The following is a 13,502-nucleotide window of genomic DNA, read 5'->3' as shown; positions in this document are numbered from 1 at the left end:
CGGGGGAGAGCCGGGCGCGGAATGCCACCCGAGCCCTCCTATCTAAGCGCTTGTTCAGCACCCCTGTCACGCAGGAACCCCGGCTGGGGGGGGCGTACGCCCCCTCCCTCGTACGCCCCCTCCCTCGTACGGCCCCCCACCGCGCGCACCCCGCCCCGCCCGCCGGTCCAATGGACCCGTGACCGCGGCCCCCGACGACTGTCTCGCGCGCAACGAGTGGATCTGCGGCGCCTATCTGAGCAGCCGCCGCGGGATCCTGCTCGACGCGGTCGTCCAGCACCTCCAGCTGACCGCCCTGTCCGTCCTGATCGGCCTGCTCATCGCGGTGCCCCTCGCGGTGCTGGCCCGCCGCTGGGGCTGGGCCGCCGGACCGGTGCTCGCCCTCACCACGATCCTCTACACCATCCCGTCCCTCGCGATGTTCTCCCTGCTCCTGCCCCTCTACGGCCTCTCCGCCACCCTCGTCGTCGCCGGTCTGGTGCTGTACTCGCTCACCCTCCTGGTCCGCAATCTGCTCGCGGGCCTGCGCGCGGTCCCGGAGGAGACCCGGCAGGCGGCGCGCGGCCTCGGCTACGGCCCGATCCGGCTGCTGCTCACCGTCGAACTGCCCCTCGCCCTGCCCGCCGCGATGGCCGGGCTGCGCATCGCCACCGTCTCCGCGGTCTCCCTGGTCACGGTCGGCGCGATCGTCGGCTACGGGGGCCTCGGGAACCTCGTCTACGCGGGCATGAACACCTACTTCAAGGCCCAGGTGCTCACCGCCTCCGTGCTCTGCGTACTGATCGCCATCGCCGCGGACCTGCTGCTGCTCGGCGTCCAGCGGCTGATCACCCCCTGGACGAGGGCGGCACGCGCATGAGCACCCTCACCGCCACCTGGGACTGGCTCGCCGACCCCGCGCACTGGTCCGGCGACAACGGAGTGTGGCACCGGCTGCTCCAGCACCTTCTGCTCACCGTGGTCTGCCTCGTCCTGAGCTGTCTGATCGCGCTGCCCGTCGCCCTGGTCCTCGGCCATCTCGGCCGGGGCGGGGCGCTCGCCGTGAACATCTCCAACGCCGGCCGGGCGGTCCCCACCTTCGCCGTGCTGGTCCTGCTGCTCCTCACCCCGGTCGGCAACTGGGGCGAGGGCCCCACCGTCGTCGCCCTGGTGCTGTTCGCGGTGCCGCCGCTGCTCACCAACGCCTATGTCGGGATGCGCGAGGCCGACCGGGGGGTCGTCCAGGCGGCCCGGGGCATGGGCATGACCGGCCGACAGCTGATGTTTCACGTGGAACTGCCCCTTTCGCTCCCCCTGCTGATGAACGGGGTGCGGATCGCGGCCGTACAACTCGTCGCCACCGCCACCATCGCGGCGCTCGCGGGCGGCGGCGGGCTCGGCCGGATCATCACCGCGGGGTTCAACCTCGCCAGCACGCCCCAGGTGGTCGCGGGCGCCCTGCTGGTCGCCGTGTTCGCGCTCCTCGTGGAGGGCGGCTTCGAGATCGCCGAACGGCTGGGCCCCGCCTGGGCGAGGGGAGGGCGATGAGACGCGTCCCGTGGCTGCTCGTGCTCCTCGCCCTCACCGGCTGCGCCACCGGCCCCTCCCTGGAGAACCGCGGCCGGGTCACCGCGCCGCCGGGGGACAGCCACCATCTGACCATCGGCTCGGCCGGTTTCACCGAGAGCGATCTGCTGGCCCAGATGTACGCCCAGCTGCTGAACCGGGCCGGGTACCGGACCTCCGTCCTCACCGTCTCCAACCGGGAGCTGTACGAACCCGCCCTGGAGTCCGGCCAGATCGACGTCGTGCCCGAGTTCGCCGCCACCTTCGCGGACTGGCTGAACGCCAAGATCCACGGCACCGACGCCAAACCGGTCGGCTCACCGGACCTCGACGCCACGATGAACGCCCTGCGCGCGCTCGCCGCCCCCCGGGGACTCACCGTCCTGCCCCCGGGCCGGGCCGTCGACCAGAACGCCTTCGCGGTGAGCGCCGACTACGCCCGCCGGTACCACCTCAAGACGCTCAGCGATCTCGGCGCCTCGGGCCTGAAGGTACGGCTCGCGGCGGGCGACGAATGCGTGCAACGGCCGTACTGCGCACCCGGCCTGAGACAGGAGTACGGCATCGACGTCACCGGCGTCGACCCCAAGGGCGTCGGCACCACCCCGGCCAAGCGGGCGGTGCAGCAGGGCCGGGACCAGATGGTGCTGACGACCACCACAGACGCCACCCTCGACCAGTTCGGCCTGGTCCTGCTCGCCGACGACCGGCATCTCCAGAACGCCGACTACGTGGTCCCGGTCGTCAACCGCGCCCGCGCGGGCGGCGCCGGAGTCACCAAGGCCCTCGGGCGGCTCAACGACGTCCTCACCACCTCGGACCTGGCCGACCTGAACGAGCAGGTCGACGACTGGCGCCGGCTCCCCGCCGACGTGGCCCGCGCCTACCTCAGGGACAAGGGCCTGCTCACATAGGCCCTCCGGGGTCCGCGGGCACCGGGCTCACGCGTCGGACACGGAGTCGAAGGGCACCTGCCCGCGCGCCACGCCCCGCGCGTCCGCGTCCACCGAGCGGCGCAGCGCCTCGTGCAGCTTCGCCGGGGTCAGCACCCCGAGGAAGCGCGCCCCGTCGAGCACCGCGACCCACCCGGCGTCGTGCTGGAGCATCACCCCGAACGCCTGCTTCAGCGGCGCCCCGACCGGCACCCACGCGGTCATCCGATGGCCGAACTCCCCGACCGTGCCGCTCGCCGCGAGATCCGCCACCCCGACCCAGCCGTGCAGATCGCCCCGCTCGTCCAGCACCACCGCCCAGCGCGCGCCCTGCTCGCTCAGCCGCCGCCGCGCCCGCTCGGCGGGCTCGTCCGGCCGGGCCACCGGCGGCTGCTGGAGATCGTCCGGCTCGATCGCGGTCACCGAGAGCCGCTTCAGCCCCCGGTCCGCGCCCACGAACGAGGCGACGTACGGCGTGGCCGGCGCCCCCAGCACCGCCCCCGGGGTGTCGAACTGCTCGATACGGCCCTGCCCGTACACGGCGATCCGGTCGCCGAGCCGCACGGCCTCCTCGATGTCATGGGTGACCAGCAGCACCGTCTTGCGCACCGCTTCCTGCATCCGCAGGAACTCGTCCTGCAACTGCTCGCGCACCACCGGGTCGACCGCGCCGAACGGCTCGTCCATCAGGAGCACCGGCGGGTCCGCCGCCAGCGCCCGCGCCACCCCGACCCGCTGGCGCTGTCCCCCGGACAGCTGCTCCGGATAGCGCGGCCCGTACGTCTTCGGGTCGAGGCCCACCAGGTCGAGCAGCTCGGCGGCCCTGGCCCGCGCCTTCGCCCGCTTCCAGCCGAGCAGCGCGGGCACGGTCGCCGTGTTGTCCAGCACGGTGCGGTGCGGGAAGAGGCCCACCTGCTGGATGACGTACCCGATACGGCGGCGCAGCCGCACCGGGTCGACCGCGGCGATGTCCTCGCCGTCGACGCTGATCCGCCCGGAGGTCGGCTCGATCAGCCGGTTCACCATCATCATGGTCGTCGTCTTGCCGCAGCCCGAGGGGCCGACCAGCGTCACCAGCTCACCCTCGGCCACCTCGAAGGAGAGGTCGTCCACGGCCGTCGTACCGTCCGGGTAGCGCTTGGTGACCTGCTCGAACCGGATCATGTCCTCACGCTAACGGCCCCGCCGGTGCGACGCGCGGCGACGCCGGGCGCCGTACCGGTGGTTTTCGTCCGCCGGTTCAGTCGTCCAGCAGGATCACTTCCAGCGTGCGCGGCCCATGGACGCCCTCCACCCGGTCCAGCTCGATGTCGCTGGTGGCCGAGGGGCCGGAGATCCAGGTCAACGGGCGGGTGGGGTCGAGGCGTTCGAGGGCCCCCGGCACCGACGCCACGACCTGCGAAGGGACGCGGACCACGCAGATGTGGTGGTCGGGGATCAGCGAGATGCGGCGCCGGCCCTGGTCGGGGGAGCCGTCGAGGACGATGGTGCCGGTCTCGGCGATCGCCACGGCGCAGCCGGTCACGACGCTGCCGACCCGGTCCATGCGCTGCGGGGTGAGGTCCGCCCGGTCGTAGACCCGCACCGGGTCGGCCGCCGCCAGCCAGTCAGCGGGCAGCCCGGGCGGCACCAGCACCTCCTCGGCGCCCTGCACGGCCAGCAGCCGGGTGATGAGGAGCGGCAGATCCGCCGCGTCGGCGCGATGCACGATCGCCCGGTAGTCCGCGAGGTTCTCGGCCAGCAGATCGACCGTCTCCTCGACCGTCCGCGTCCCGTGCTCGCGCAGATACTCCCGGAGCACGGCCTCCTCGTACGGCCGCTCGTCCGCGGGCACGTCGGCGAGCGCCCGCCGCACCCAGCCCAGGATCCGCTCCCTGCTGTTCACTTGCCGTCCTTTCCGCCGCGCGTGCGCTGCCACCAGTCGCGGAACGGCTCCGCGGGCACGGTCGGCAGATCCCGGGTGCCGGACCACGCCCGGCCGGGGCCCGGCAGGGTACGGGGGTGCAGCCGCCGGGAGCGGGCGGCGAGCCGCTGGCCGGTGCGCAGGGCGCCCGGGTGCCCGAACGCCCAGCGCCCGGGTGCCCGAACGCCCAGGCGGCCGCCCGCATCGCGGCGCGCTCGGCCGCGTGCCCCTTGGCCGGGCGCAGCACCACCTTGTTGCCGCGCCGCACCGCCGGGCCGCCCTCGACGATCCGTTCGCGCAGATGGACCAGCACCTCGGGGATGTCGATGGCGACCGGGCACACCTCGTAGCAGGCGCCGCACAGGCTCGACGCGTACGGCAGCGAGGCGTCGATCTCGCTCGCGGTGCCCCGGAGCTGGGGGGTGAGGATGGCGCCGATGGGGCCCGGGTAGACCGAGCCGTAGGCGTGTCCGCCGGCCCGCTCGTAGACGGGGCAGACGTTGAGGCAGGCCGAGCAGCGGATGCAGCGCAGGGCCTGGCGGCCGACCCGGTCGGCGAGGGCGTCGGTGCGGCCGTTGTCGAGCAGCACGAGGTGGAAGGCGCGCGGGCCGTCCTCGTCCCACGTGCCGGTCCACATCGACGTGTACGGGTTCATCCGCTCGGCGGTGGAGGAGCGGGGGAGGGTCTGGAGGAAGACTTCGAGGTCGCGCCAGGTGGGCACGATCTTCTCGATGCCGACGACCGAGATCAGCGTCCTGGGCAGGGTCAGGCACATCCGTCCGTTGCCCTCGGACTCCACCACGACCAGGGTGCCGGTCTCGGCGACCATGAAGTTGGCGCCGGAGATGCCGACCTCGGCCCGCAGGAACTTCTCCCGCAGATGCAGCCGGGCGGCCTCGGCGAGATCGGCGGGCGTGTCGGTCAGGTCCTCGGGGGCGGGGCGGCCCCAGGCGGCCATCTCGTGCGTGAAGATGTCGCGGATCTCGCCGCGGTTGCGGTGGATGGCCGGGACGAGGATGTGCGAGGGGCGGTCCTTGCCCAACTGCACGATCAGCTCGGCGAGATCGGTCTCGTAGGCGCGGATGCCCTCGGCCTCCAGCGCCTCGTTCAGCCCGATCTCCTGGGTCGCCATCGACTTGACCTTGACGACCTCCGACTCGCCGGTCGCCCTGACCAGTTCGGCCACGATCCGGTTGGCCTCGTCGGCGCCCTCGGCCCAGTGGACCGTGCCACCGGCCGCGGTCACCGCCGCCTCCAACTGCTCCAGATAGCGGTCGAGATGGCGCAGCGTGTGGTCCTTGATCCGGCGGCCCGCCTCCCGCAGCTCGGCCCAGTCGGCCAACTCGGCGACGGCCGCGGCGCGTTTGGCCCGGATGGTGCGGGTGGCGTGCCGCAGATTCCCGCGCAGGGTCGGGTTGTCCACGGCCGTGCGCGCGGCCTCGGGAAAGGCCGGCATGCCGACGAATGTGCCGCTCACAGCGCCGGGTCCTCCTCCGTGCTCGCCAGGATCTCCGCGATGTGGACGGGCCGGATGCCCGCCCGGAGCCGGGTCATGGTGCCGCCGATGTGCATCAGACAGGAGTTGTCGGCGGCGCACAGCACCTCGGCGCCGGTCGACTCAGCGTTGCGTACCTTGTCCGTGCCCATCGCGGCCGAGACGGCGGCGTTCTTCACGGCGAAGGTGCCGCCGAACCCGCAGCACTCCTCCGCGCCCGGCAGTTCCACCAGGTCAAGCCCCCGCACCGCCGTAAGCAGGCGGCGCGGCCGGTCCCCGAGGCCCAGGCTGCGCAGGCCGTGACAGGTGGGGTGATAGGTCACCGTGTGCGGATACCAGGCGCCCACGTCCGTCACGCCCAGCACGTCCACGAGGAACTCCGTGAGCTCGTACGTCCTCGGCACCACCGGCGCGAGGGTCCGCGCGAGCGAGTCCCCGCGGCCCTCGGCCCCGGCCCGTTCGCCCATCCGGGGATACAGCTCCCGCACCATCGCCCCGCACGAGCCGGAGGGCGTCACGATCGCCTCGTACTCTCCGAACACCTCCGCGAACCGCCGCGCCAGCGGCTCCGCCTCGTGCCGGTACCCGGTGTTGTAGTGCGCCTGCCCGCAACAGGTCTGCCCCAGCGGGAACTCGACCTCGACCCCCAGCCTCGCGAGCAGCTTCACCACGGCCTTCCCGGTCTCCGGATAGAGCGTGTCATTGACACACGTCAGGAACAGGGCGACACGCATCGCGGCTCCTCGGGAGGGATCACGGGGCGCGATGCAGCCTAGTCTCCTCGGGGGCGGTGGCGCGGACCGGGGATCCGGCGCGTGGCGCGCGCCCTGGCATGTGCGGAGGGCACCGGGTCCAGCGGTGCGACGTCGCGGATGGTCTCCCTCCCGCGCACGGGGAACCGTCGGGGACGCGCTTGAGGCGGTCCCCGGCGCGGAGGCGCTGGAGGACATCGCGGAGGGCGCCTTCCGGTACTCCGGCCCCTGCCGCCCCTGCCGCCCCTGCCGCCCCTGCCGCCCCTGCCGCCCCTGCCGCCCCTGCCGCCCCTGCCGCCCCAGATCGGAAGAGCGTCGTGTTGCCGCCCCTGCCGCCCCCGGCGCCGACGCGCCGCGACCGCACGCTGCGGCGGCCCGGCACCCGTCCGCCCCGGCGCACCGCCCATGTGCTGAACTTGACCCGTCCACCCCACCCCTCCCGGGAGACCCGTTGAGCATCAGCTACCGCCAGCCCGGCGTCGTCCTGACCGATCGCCGGTTCACCGTGCCGCTCGACCACGCCGATCCCGGCGGCGAGCGCATCGAGTTGTACGCGCGGGAGGTGGTCGCGGGGGACAAGGCGGACAAGGAACTGCCCTGGCTGCTGTACCTCCAGGGCGGTCCCGGCTTTGGAGCGAATCGTTTCATCGGCAGGCAGGCCTGGCTGGACCGCGCGCTCGACGAGTACCGCGTCCTGCTGCTCGACCAGCGCGGCACGGGCAGTTCCACGCCCGCCACCCGGCAGACCCTCCCGCGGCGCGGCGGCCCGGCCGCACAGGCCGACTACCTCGCCCACTTCCGCGCCGACTCCATCGTGCGCGACTGCGAGGCCGTCCGCGCCGAGGTCACCGGCGGCGCCCCCTGGACCGTCCTCGGCCAGAGCTTCGGCGGCTTCTGCACGGTGTCGTACCTCTCGCTCGCCCCCGAGGGCCTGGACACCGCCCTGATCACCGGCGGACTGCCCGCCCTGGACGCCCACGCCGAGGACGTCTACCGCGCCGCCTACCCCCGCATCGAACGCAAGGTCACCGCGCACTACGCCCGGTACCCGCAGGACATCGAGCGGGCCCGCCGCATCGCCGACCACCTGCTCACCCATGACGTGGTCCTGCCGAACGGCTACCGCCTCACCGTCGAGGCGTTCCAGTCCCTCGGCCTGATGCTCGGCGGCGGCGACGGCAGCCACCGCCTGCACCACCTCCTGGCGGACGCGTTCGTCCGCACCCCGGCCGGGCCCGAACTGGCGGACGCCTTCCAGGAGCAGGTCCAGAGCCTGCTCTCGTTCGCGGGCCACCCCCTCTACGCCCTCGTGCACGAGTCGATCTACGGCCAGGACGCCCGCCCCACCGCCTGGGCCGCCGAACGCGTCCGCGCCGAGTTCCCCCGGTTCGACGCCGCGAAGACGCTCGCCGGTGACGAGCCGCTGCTGTTCACCGGCGAGACCATCCACCCCTGGATGTTCGAGACCGACCCCGCCCTGCGCCCGCTGCGCGAGACCGCCGAACTGCTGGCCGCCCGCACCGACTGGACCCCGCTGTACGACCGCGACCGCCTCGCCGCCAACGAGGTCCCGGTCGCCGCGGCCGTCTACCACGACGACATGTACGTGGACGCGGGCCACTCGCTGGACACCGCCCGCGCCATCCGCGGGCTGCGCACCTGGGTCACCGACGAGTACGAGCACGACGGGCTGCGCAGCGGCGCGCCCCGGGTGCTCGACCGGCTCCTCGCGGTGGTCCGGGACGAGGTGTGACACGGCGGGTCCGGGCACCCCGTGCGGGCGCCCGGACCCCTGGTACGGCGGGACCTCACGCGGCGAGCGCGTGTCCCGGGTGCAGTACGACCTTGGTGTAGCCCTCGATCCGCTTGTCGAACTTCTCGTACGCCTGCGGTGCCTGGTCCAGCGGCAGCTCATGGGAGACCACGAAGCTGGGCTTGGCCCGCCCGGCGATGATCAGATCGCGCAGCTGGCGGTTGTACCGCTTCACATTGCACTGGCCGGTGCCCATCTTCTGGCCCTTCTCGAACATCTTGCCGATCGAGACCAGGAGCTGGCCGTGCTTGGCGTGCTCGTCGGGCCCGCCCGGGTCGGACGGCACATACAGCCCCGGCACGCCCAGCCTGCCGGTCGCCCGTACCGTCTCCACCAGCGCGTTCAGGACGATGGCGGGTTCCTCGTGGCTGGTGTCGTCATGCGCCTGGGCCTGGTAGCCGACGGCGTCCACCCCCTTGTCCGTGCCCTCGCCGTGCGTCCGCGCCCTGATCTGCTCGGCCGGGTCGCCCTTGGTGAAGTCGATGGGGACGGCCCCGATCTCCTTGGCCTTGGCCAGCCGCTCGGGCACCCGGTCCACCACGAACACCTGGGACGCGCCGCGCAGCAGCGCCGAGTAGGCGGCCATCAGACCCACCGGACCCGCGCCGTAGACGGCCACGCTCTCACCGGGGGCCACCTGGGCCAGCTCACAGCCGTGATAGCCGGTCGGGAAGATGTCGGCGAGCAGCACGAAGTCGGTCTCGAACTGTTCGCCCGGCGGCAGTTTCAGACAGTTGAAGTCGGCGAAGGGCACCCGCAGATGCTCGGCCTGACCGCCCTCGTACGGGCCCATGGCCACATATCCGTAGGCGCCGCCCGCGAAGCCGGGGTTCACCGTCAGACAGAAGCCGGTCTCCCCGGCGAGGCAGTTCTTGCAGAAACCGCAGGCCACGTTGAACGGCATCACGACACGGTCGCCCACGGACAGCGAGGTCACCCCGCTGCCGATCTCCTCGATCACCCCGAGGTTCTCGTGGCCGAAGACGATGCCCGGCTCGGCCGCCGTGCGGCCCTCGTACATATGCAGGTCGGAACCGCAGATCGCGGTCGACGTGACGCGTACGAGCACATCGTTGGGGTGCTCGATCCGCGGATCATCGACGTCTCGCACCGCCACGCTGAACGGCTTTTCGTAGACGACGGCTTTCACCTTGGGTCACCTCCGCGTGGAACGCTGGACGACGGCGGCGAGCCAGGTCCGCCGGGAGCAGGCGCCGGCCCGGGCCCCCGGTACGTGCCGGAGCCCCCGTGCGCGCGCTTCACCGCCGGTACTTCCAGGTAACTCCCGTCCGGCGGGGGCCGCAACCCCCGGCCGGGCGGGCCCGGATTCCGGCTGGTCGGCGCAAGTAGGCTGTGCTCATGCCAGATCAGACAGCCGGCCTCCCGGAGCTGCGCGGGGACTGCGCGAGCTGCTTCGGGCTGTGCTGTGTCGCCCTGCCCTTCGCCGCGTCCGCCGACTTCGCGCTCGACAAGCCCGCGGGCAGGCCGTGCCCCAACCTCGCCGCCGACCACCGCTGCGGCATCCACGCCCGGCTGCGGGACAAGGGCTTCACCGGCTGCACCGTCTACGACTGCTTCGGCGCGGGCCAGAAGGTCTCACGGCACACCTTCGACGGACAGGACTGGCGTACGGCGCCCAAGGACCTGGCCCGCCGGATGTCCGACGTGTTTCCCGTCGTACGACAGCTGCACGAGCTGCTCTGGTACCTGACCGAGGCGCTGTCCCTGCCCGCCGCCCGGTCACTCCACCCCGAGCTGCGCCGGGCACTGACGGAGACCGAACGCCTCACCCTGCTGCCCGCCGAGGACCTGGCCGCGCTGGACGTCGCCGCGCACCGCTCGGAGATCAACGTCCTGCTGCTGCGCACCAGCGAACTGGTGCGGGCCCGAGCGGCCGGTGGCAAGGGCAAGAAGGGCGGCAAGGGCAAGGACCGCCGGGGCGCGGATCTGATGGGCGCCCGGCTCCGGGGCGCCGACCTGCGCGGGGCGACCCTGCGCGGCGCCTACCTCATCGCCGCCGACCTCACCGGCGCGGATCTGCGCGACGCCGACATGATCGGCAGCGACCTGCGCGACGCCGACCTCTCCGACGCCGACCTGACCGGCGCCTTCTTCCTCACCCAGCCGCAGCTGAACGCCGCGAGGGGAAACACGGCAACGAAGCTGCCGACGACGCTGAACCGGCCGGGACATTGGACGGCGGCGGGGGAGTAACGCCGACGCCGGGGGAGCGTCCGGGGCACCGGGAGCGGTGTGACCGGGTGCCGCCGTGGTCGCGGCGGAGTGTCGTCGGCGGGCGGCGGGGTGGCAGGTGGTGGACATGGCTCGGCGGCCGTTGGGGTCCGGCGGTTTCCCACCCGCCGTACAACAGGCGTGCCCCGCTGCCCCCGACCCGTTCCCGAGCTGACGCGCCGACAGGTGCGCGGGGTGGCCGGGTGCCGTGGCCGCCGGTCCGGCGCGCGACCCGACGACGCGGCACCGGGGCTCCGCCAGCGTTCCCGCAGCGGCCCGGTCCGGCGTCGCCCGCACGGGTCGCCCCGCACGGGGCCGCCGAAGGTACCCGAACCGGCCCCTGCCCGTCCCGACACCACTCCGATCCCTCTGATCTCCCGGATCCCGCGTCACGCCGACCGTCGCCGAGCCGTCGCCTCCGGCACCCGGCCGTACCCCGGGCGACCCACATCCGAGGCACACCCGAGGCCGGATCCCTCAACCCCCGCCCTCCACACCCTCGTTCGCATGCGCCGGGCAGCCGTCTCCAGGAGTGCCGTCGATCTCCCGCTCCGCCGTCCGTACGGGCAGCGCACGGCGGGAGAGTCGTAGCCGGAAGTCCTCCGGCATCAAGGTCAGCCGTTCCGTCACCTTCAGCCGGTAGGCGGGGTCCGCGTGGAGGTCGTAGCGGCGGAGGAGGAGCGCGAGGACGAGCGTGGCCTCGTGGAGGGCGAACTGGCGGCCGATGCAGGCGCGCAGCCCCGTGCCGAAGGGCTTGAAGGTGTGCGGGGCGCGGGTGCGTACCGCCTGCGGGGTGAAGCGGTCCGGGTCGAAGTCCTCCGCGTGCTCGCCCCAGACCGCGGGGTCCCGGTGCAGCATGGGCGTGAGGACCAGGGCCCACGCGCCCCGGAGCATCGGATGGTCCCCGGCGAGCACCGTGTCCCGGCGGGCCTCACGGGCGAACGCGGGCGCGGTCGGCCACAGCCGGAGCGACTCGTCGAGGACCCGCCGCACATAGCGCAGCTTGGCCACCTGCTCGTAGCCCGGGCGCCCGGTGTCACCCCAGACACGGTCCACCTCGGCGCGCGCCCGCGCGGCGATGTCCGGGTGCCGGGCGAGGTAGTACAGGGCGAAGGAGAGCGCGCCCGAGGTGGTCTCGTGCCCGGCGACCAGGAAGGTGATGACCTGGCGGCGGACATTGTGCGCGGACAGCTTCTCACCGGTCGACGGATGCTCCGTGGCCAGCATCCGGTCCAGCAGATCCCCGGCACCGCCACCCGACCCGCGCCGCTCCTCGACCAGGGCGTCGACCGTGCGGTTCAGATACGCCATGTCGGCCGCGTTGCGCCGGGCCGCGCCGCGCAGCAGCAGCGGGGCCAGCGGGCCGGGCACGGAGTTGAGCCGCTGGGCGTAGGTCAGCGTGCCGATCATCGCCGAGACGAAGGGATGCGGCCGGTCCCGCTCGAAGGAGCCGAAATCGTGCCCGAACCCCGTCCGCGCGATCGTCTCCAGGGTCAGCTTGGTCATGTCCCCGGGCACGTCCACCGCCCGCCCCGCGGCCAGTTCCCGGTCCCAGCGGTCGGTCAGCCGCCCGGCGACCGCCAGCATCATCCCGTGGTAGCCCTCCATCGCGTCCCGGCTGAACCCGGGCACCAGGACGTCGTGCGCCAGCTGCCAGTTGGGCTCGTGGTTGTACGCGGTGAACAGCCCGTCCCCGGCGATCGGCCGGAGGTTGGCCACGCCGAGCCCGACATGCTTGGCGAACCGGGACTCGTCGGCGAGATCGGCGGCCGGCCCCGCCCCCCACACCAGCACGATCTCCTTGTTGAAGATCCGGCGCCGGAAAACGGGCCCCAGCTCGCGCGCCAGGCGCATCGAGTCCTGGACGGGCCTGCGCCGGTCGACGCCCACCACATCGCCGAGCAGCGGCAGTCGGCGCGGCGGATGCGGGACACGGTCCAGTTCCGGCCACCCCAGCTCGGCGCTACGGAAGCCCTTCGGCAGCCGCGGCTCCCCGGCCGCGTCCGTGGTCCGCGCGCTCTCCGTCGTCTGCGCCATGACGCCGATCTCCCTTGACCCGGCGGGCCGTCGAGCCCCCGGCGCACGCCTGTTGTACGTGGATTCAACAACGGCCTCAGTCTGGTCCGCTTGTTGAACCGACGTCAAGTAAAGTGACGCCATGCCCGCGAACCAGGGGGAACGCGCCCGGCGCCGCCTCAGCACCGGCGAACGCCGTGAGCAGCTGCTGACGGTCGGCGCGCGGCTGTTCTCGGAGAGCCCGTACGACGAGGTGTGGATCGAGCAGGTCGCCGATCTCGCCGGGGTGTCCCGGGGGCTGCTGTACCACTACTTCCCGAACAAGCGGGACTTCTTCGCGGCGGTCGTGGAGCGCGAGAGCGAGCGGATGCTGCGCATGACGGCGGCCGAGCCGGGCGTGCCGGCGCGCGAGCAGCTGACTGCGGGGCTGGACACCTACCTCGGCTACGTCGAGGCCCACGCCCATGGCTTCCGCGCCTTCCACCGCGCCGACGCCGCGGGCGACCAGGCCGTACGCAAGGTCTATCAACGGGCCCTGGCCGCACAGGAGAAGCAGATCCTCGCCGCCCTCGCGGCCGACCCCGAGTTCGGGCCGGTCCTCGAGGGCGCCCCGCATCTGCGCCTCGCCGTGCGCGGCTGGCTCGCCTTCACCACCGCCGTCTGCCTGGAGTGGCTGCGGGCGGGCGAGCTGAGCCGGGAGCAGGTGCGCGACCTGTGCGCACGCGCGCTGCTGGGCGCCATCGCCTGAGGCGCGAACGGCTGAGGCGCGAACGGCTGAGGCGCGAACGGCTGGGCCCCGCCGCGCCCGGTGAAG

General features: G+C 73.2%; 11 protein-coding genes and 1 pseudogene. 6 read left to right on the top strand and 6 right to left on the bottom strand.

All coding sequences use genetic code 11. From position 1 onward, the window contains the following. The first annotated feature begins 178 nt into the window (after positions 1 to 178). The 3 genes from ACLF5H_RS14735 to ACLF5H_RS14725 are packed head-to-tail and all read left to right on the top strand — an operon-like array spanning position 179 to position 2,459. Complete coding sequence (locus ACLF5H_RS14735; protein ID WP_145484434.1) at positions 179 to 859, top strand: ABC transporter permease; 681 nt, start codon at positions 179 to 181, stop codon at positions 857 to 859. Next, positions 856 to 1,527, top strand: coding sequence for an ABC transporter permease (locus ACLF5H_RS14730; RefSeq protein ID WP_421676527.1), 672 nt, complete (start codon positions 856 to 858; stop codon positions 1,525 to 1,527). Before ACLF5H_RS14735 ends, ACLF5H_RS14730 begins: the two co-directional genes overlap by 4 nt. Beyond that, positions 1,524 to 2,459, top strand: a complete 936-nt coding sequence (locus ACLF5H_RS14725; protein WP_421676526.1) for an ABC transporter substrate-binding protein — start codon at positions 1,524 to 1,526, stop codon at positions 2,457 to 2,459. Before ACLF5H_RS14730 ends, ACLF5H_RS14725 begins: the two co-directional genes overlap by 4 nt. A gap of 27 nt (positions 2,460 to 2,486) precedes the next feature. On the opposite strand, the gene ACLF5H_RS14720 is transcribed toward ACLF5H_RS14725, so the two are convergent. The 4 genes and pseudogenes from ACLF5H_RS14720 to ACLF5H_RS14705 all read right to left on the bottom strand — a co-directional run bounded on the left by ACLF5H_RS14720 (position 2,487) and on the right by ACLF5H_RS14705 (position 6,609). Beyond that, positions 2,487 to 3,641 carry an ABC transporter ATP-binding protein gene (locus ACLF5H_RS14720; protein WP_421676525.1) on the bottom strand — a complete coding sequence of 385 codons (1,155 nt, stop codon included), beginning with the start codon at positions 3,639 to 3,641 and terminating at the stop codon, positions 2,487 to 2,489. Between the two features lie 76 nt (positions 3,642 to 3,717). After that, complete coding sequence (locus tag ACLF5H_RS14715; RefSeq protein ID WP_421676524.1) at positions 3,718 to 4,362, bottom strand: LutC/YkgG family protein; 645 nt, start codon at positions 4,360 to 4,362, stop codon at positions 3,718 to 3,720. Further along, positions 4,359 to 5,857: pseudogene (locus tag ACLF5H_RS14710) on the bottom strand (lactate utilization protein B). The gene ACLF5H_RS14715 and the pseudogene ACLF5H_RS14710 overlap by 4 nt, the downstream one beginning before the upstream one ends. Continuing rightward, on the bottom strand, positions 5,854 to 6,609 hold the full coding sequence (locus tag ACLF5H_RS14705) for a (Fe-S)-binding protein (protein ID WP_421676523.1): 756 nt from the start codon (positions 6,607 to 6,609) through the stop codon (positions 5,854 to 5,856). The pseudogene ACLF5H_RS14710 and the gene ACLF5H_RS14705 overlap by 4 nt, the downstream one beginning before the upstream one ends. Before the next feature lie 469 nt (positions 6,610 to 7,078). On the opposite strand from ACLF5H_RS14705, the gene ACLF5H_RS14700 reads away from it, so the two are divergent. Next, a complete protein-coding gene (locus ACLF5H_RS14700; RefSeq protein ID WP_421676522.1) occupies positions 7,079 to 8,380 on the top strand; it encodes an alpha/beta fold hydrolase in 1,302 nt (433 codons plus the stop codon). A 55-nt stretch (positions 8,381 to 8,435) separates the two neighbouring features. Here ACLF5H_RS14700 and ACLF5H_RS14695 read toward each other — a convergent pair whose 3' ends face one another. Beyond that, positions 8,436 to 9,590, bottom strand: coding sequence for a glutathione-independent formaldehyde dehydrogenase (locus ACLF5H_RS14695; protein WP_421676521.1), 1,155 nt, complete (start codon positions 9,588 to 9,590; stop codon positions 8,436 to 8,438). A gap of 209 nt (positions 9,591 to 9,799) precedes the next feature. On the opposite strand from ACLF5H_RS14695, the gene ACLF5H_RS14690 reads away from it, so the two are divergent. Beyond that, the gene (locus ACLF5H_RS14690) at positions 9,800 to 10,654 is read left to right on the top strand and encodes a pentapeptide repeat-containing protein (protein ID WP_421676520.1); all 855 of its coding nucleotides are present in this window, start codon (positions 9,800 to 9,802) and stop codon (positions 10,652 to 10,654) included. Positions 10,655 to 11,149: 495 nt separating this feature from the next. Here ACLF5H_RS14690 and ACLF5H_RS14685 read toward each other — a convergent pair whose 3' ends face one another. Then, positions 11,150 to 12,709: a cytochrome P450 gene (locus tag ACLF5H_RS14685; protein ID WP_421676519.1), complete on the bottom strand. Its 1,560-nt coding sequence runs from the start codon at positions 12,707 to 12,709 to the stop codon at positions 11,150 to 11,152. 121 nt (positions 12,710 to 12,830) lie between these two features. Between ACLF5H_RS14685 and ACLF5H_RS14680 the strand changes: the two genes are divergently transcribed. Then, positions 12,831 to 13,436 carry a TetR/AcrR family transcriptional regulator gene (locus ACLF5H_RS14680; protein ID WP_421676518.1) on the top strand — a complete coding sequence of 202 codons (606 nt, stop codon included), beginning with the start codon at positions 12,831 to 12,833 and terminating at the stop codon, positions 13,434 to 13,436. The last annotated feature ends 66 nt before the right edge of the window (positions 13,437 to 13,502 follow it).

It is taken from the genome of Streptomyces sp. LaBMicrA B280, from assembly GCF_049222185.1.
GTDB classification, from domain to species: Bacteria; Actinomycetota; Actinomycetes; order Streptomycetales; family Streptomycetaceae; genus Streptomyces; species Streptomyces murinus.
Note: the sequence above shows the minus strand (reverse complement) of the source record. Positions and strands in the feature narration are given on the sequence as shown.

What these genes read in the sequence shown, in the direction of transcription:
- ACLF5H_RS14730 (WP_421676527.1), top strand. Translation starts at nt 856, where the DNA reads ATGAGCACCCTCACCGCCACCTGGGACTGGCTCGCCGACCCCGCGCAC.
- ACLF5H_RS14725 (WP_421676526.1), top strand. Translation starts at nt 1,524, where the DNA reads ATGAGACGCGTCCCGTGGCTGCTCGTGCTCCTCGCCCTCACCGGCTGC.
- ACLF5H_RS14720 (WP_421676525.1), bottom strand. Translation starts at nt 3,641, where the DNA reads ATGATCCGGTTCGAGCAGGTCACCAAGCGCTACCCGGACGGTACGACG.
- ACLF5H_RS14705 (WP_421676523.1), bottom strand. Translation starts at nt 6,609, where the DNA reads ATGCGTGTCGCCCTGTTCCTGACGTGTGTCAATGACACGCTCTATCCG.
- ACLF5H_RS14690 (WP_421676520.1), top strand. Translation starts at nt 9,800, where the DNA reads ATGCCAGATCAGACAGCCGGCCTCCCGGAGCTGCGCGGGGACTGCGCG.
- ACLF5H_RS14685 (WP_421676519.1), bottom strand. Translation starts at nt 12,709, where the DNA reads ATGGCGCAGACGACGGAGAGCGCGCGGACCACGGACGCGGCCGGGGAG.
- ACLF5H_RS14680 (WP_421676518.1), top strand. Translation starts at nt 12,831, where the DNA reads ATGCCCGCGAACCAGGGGGAACGCGCCCGGCGCCGCCTCAGCACCGGC.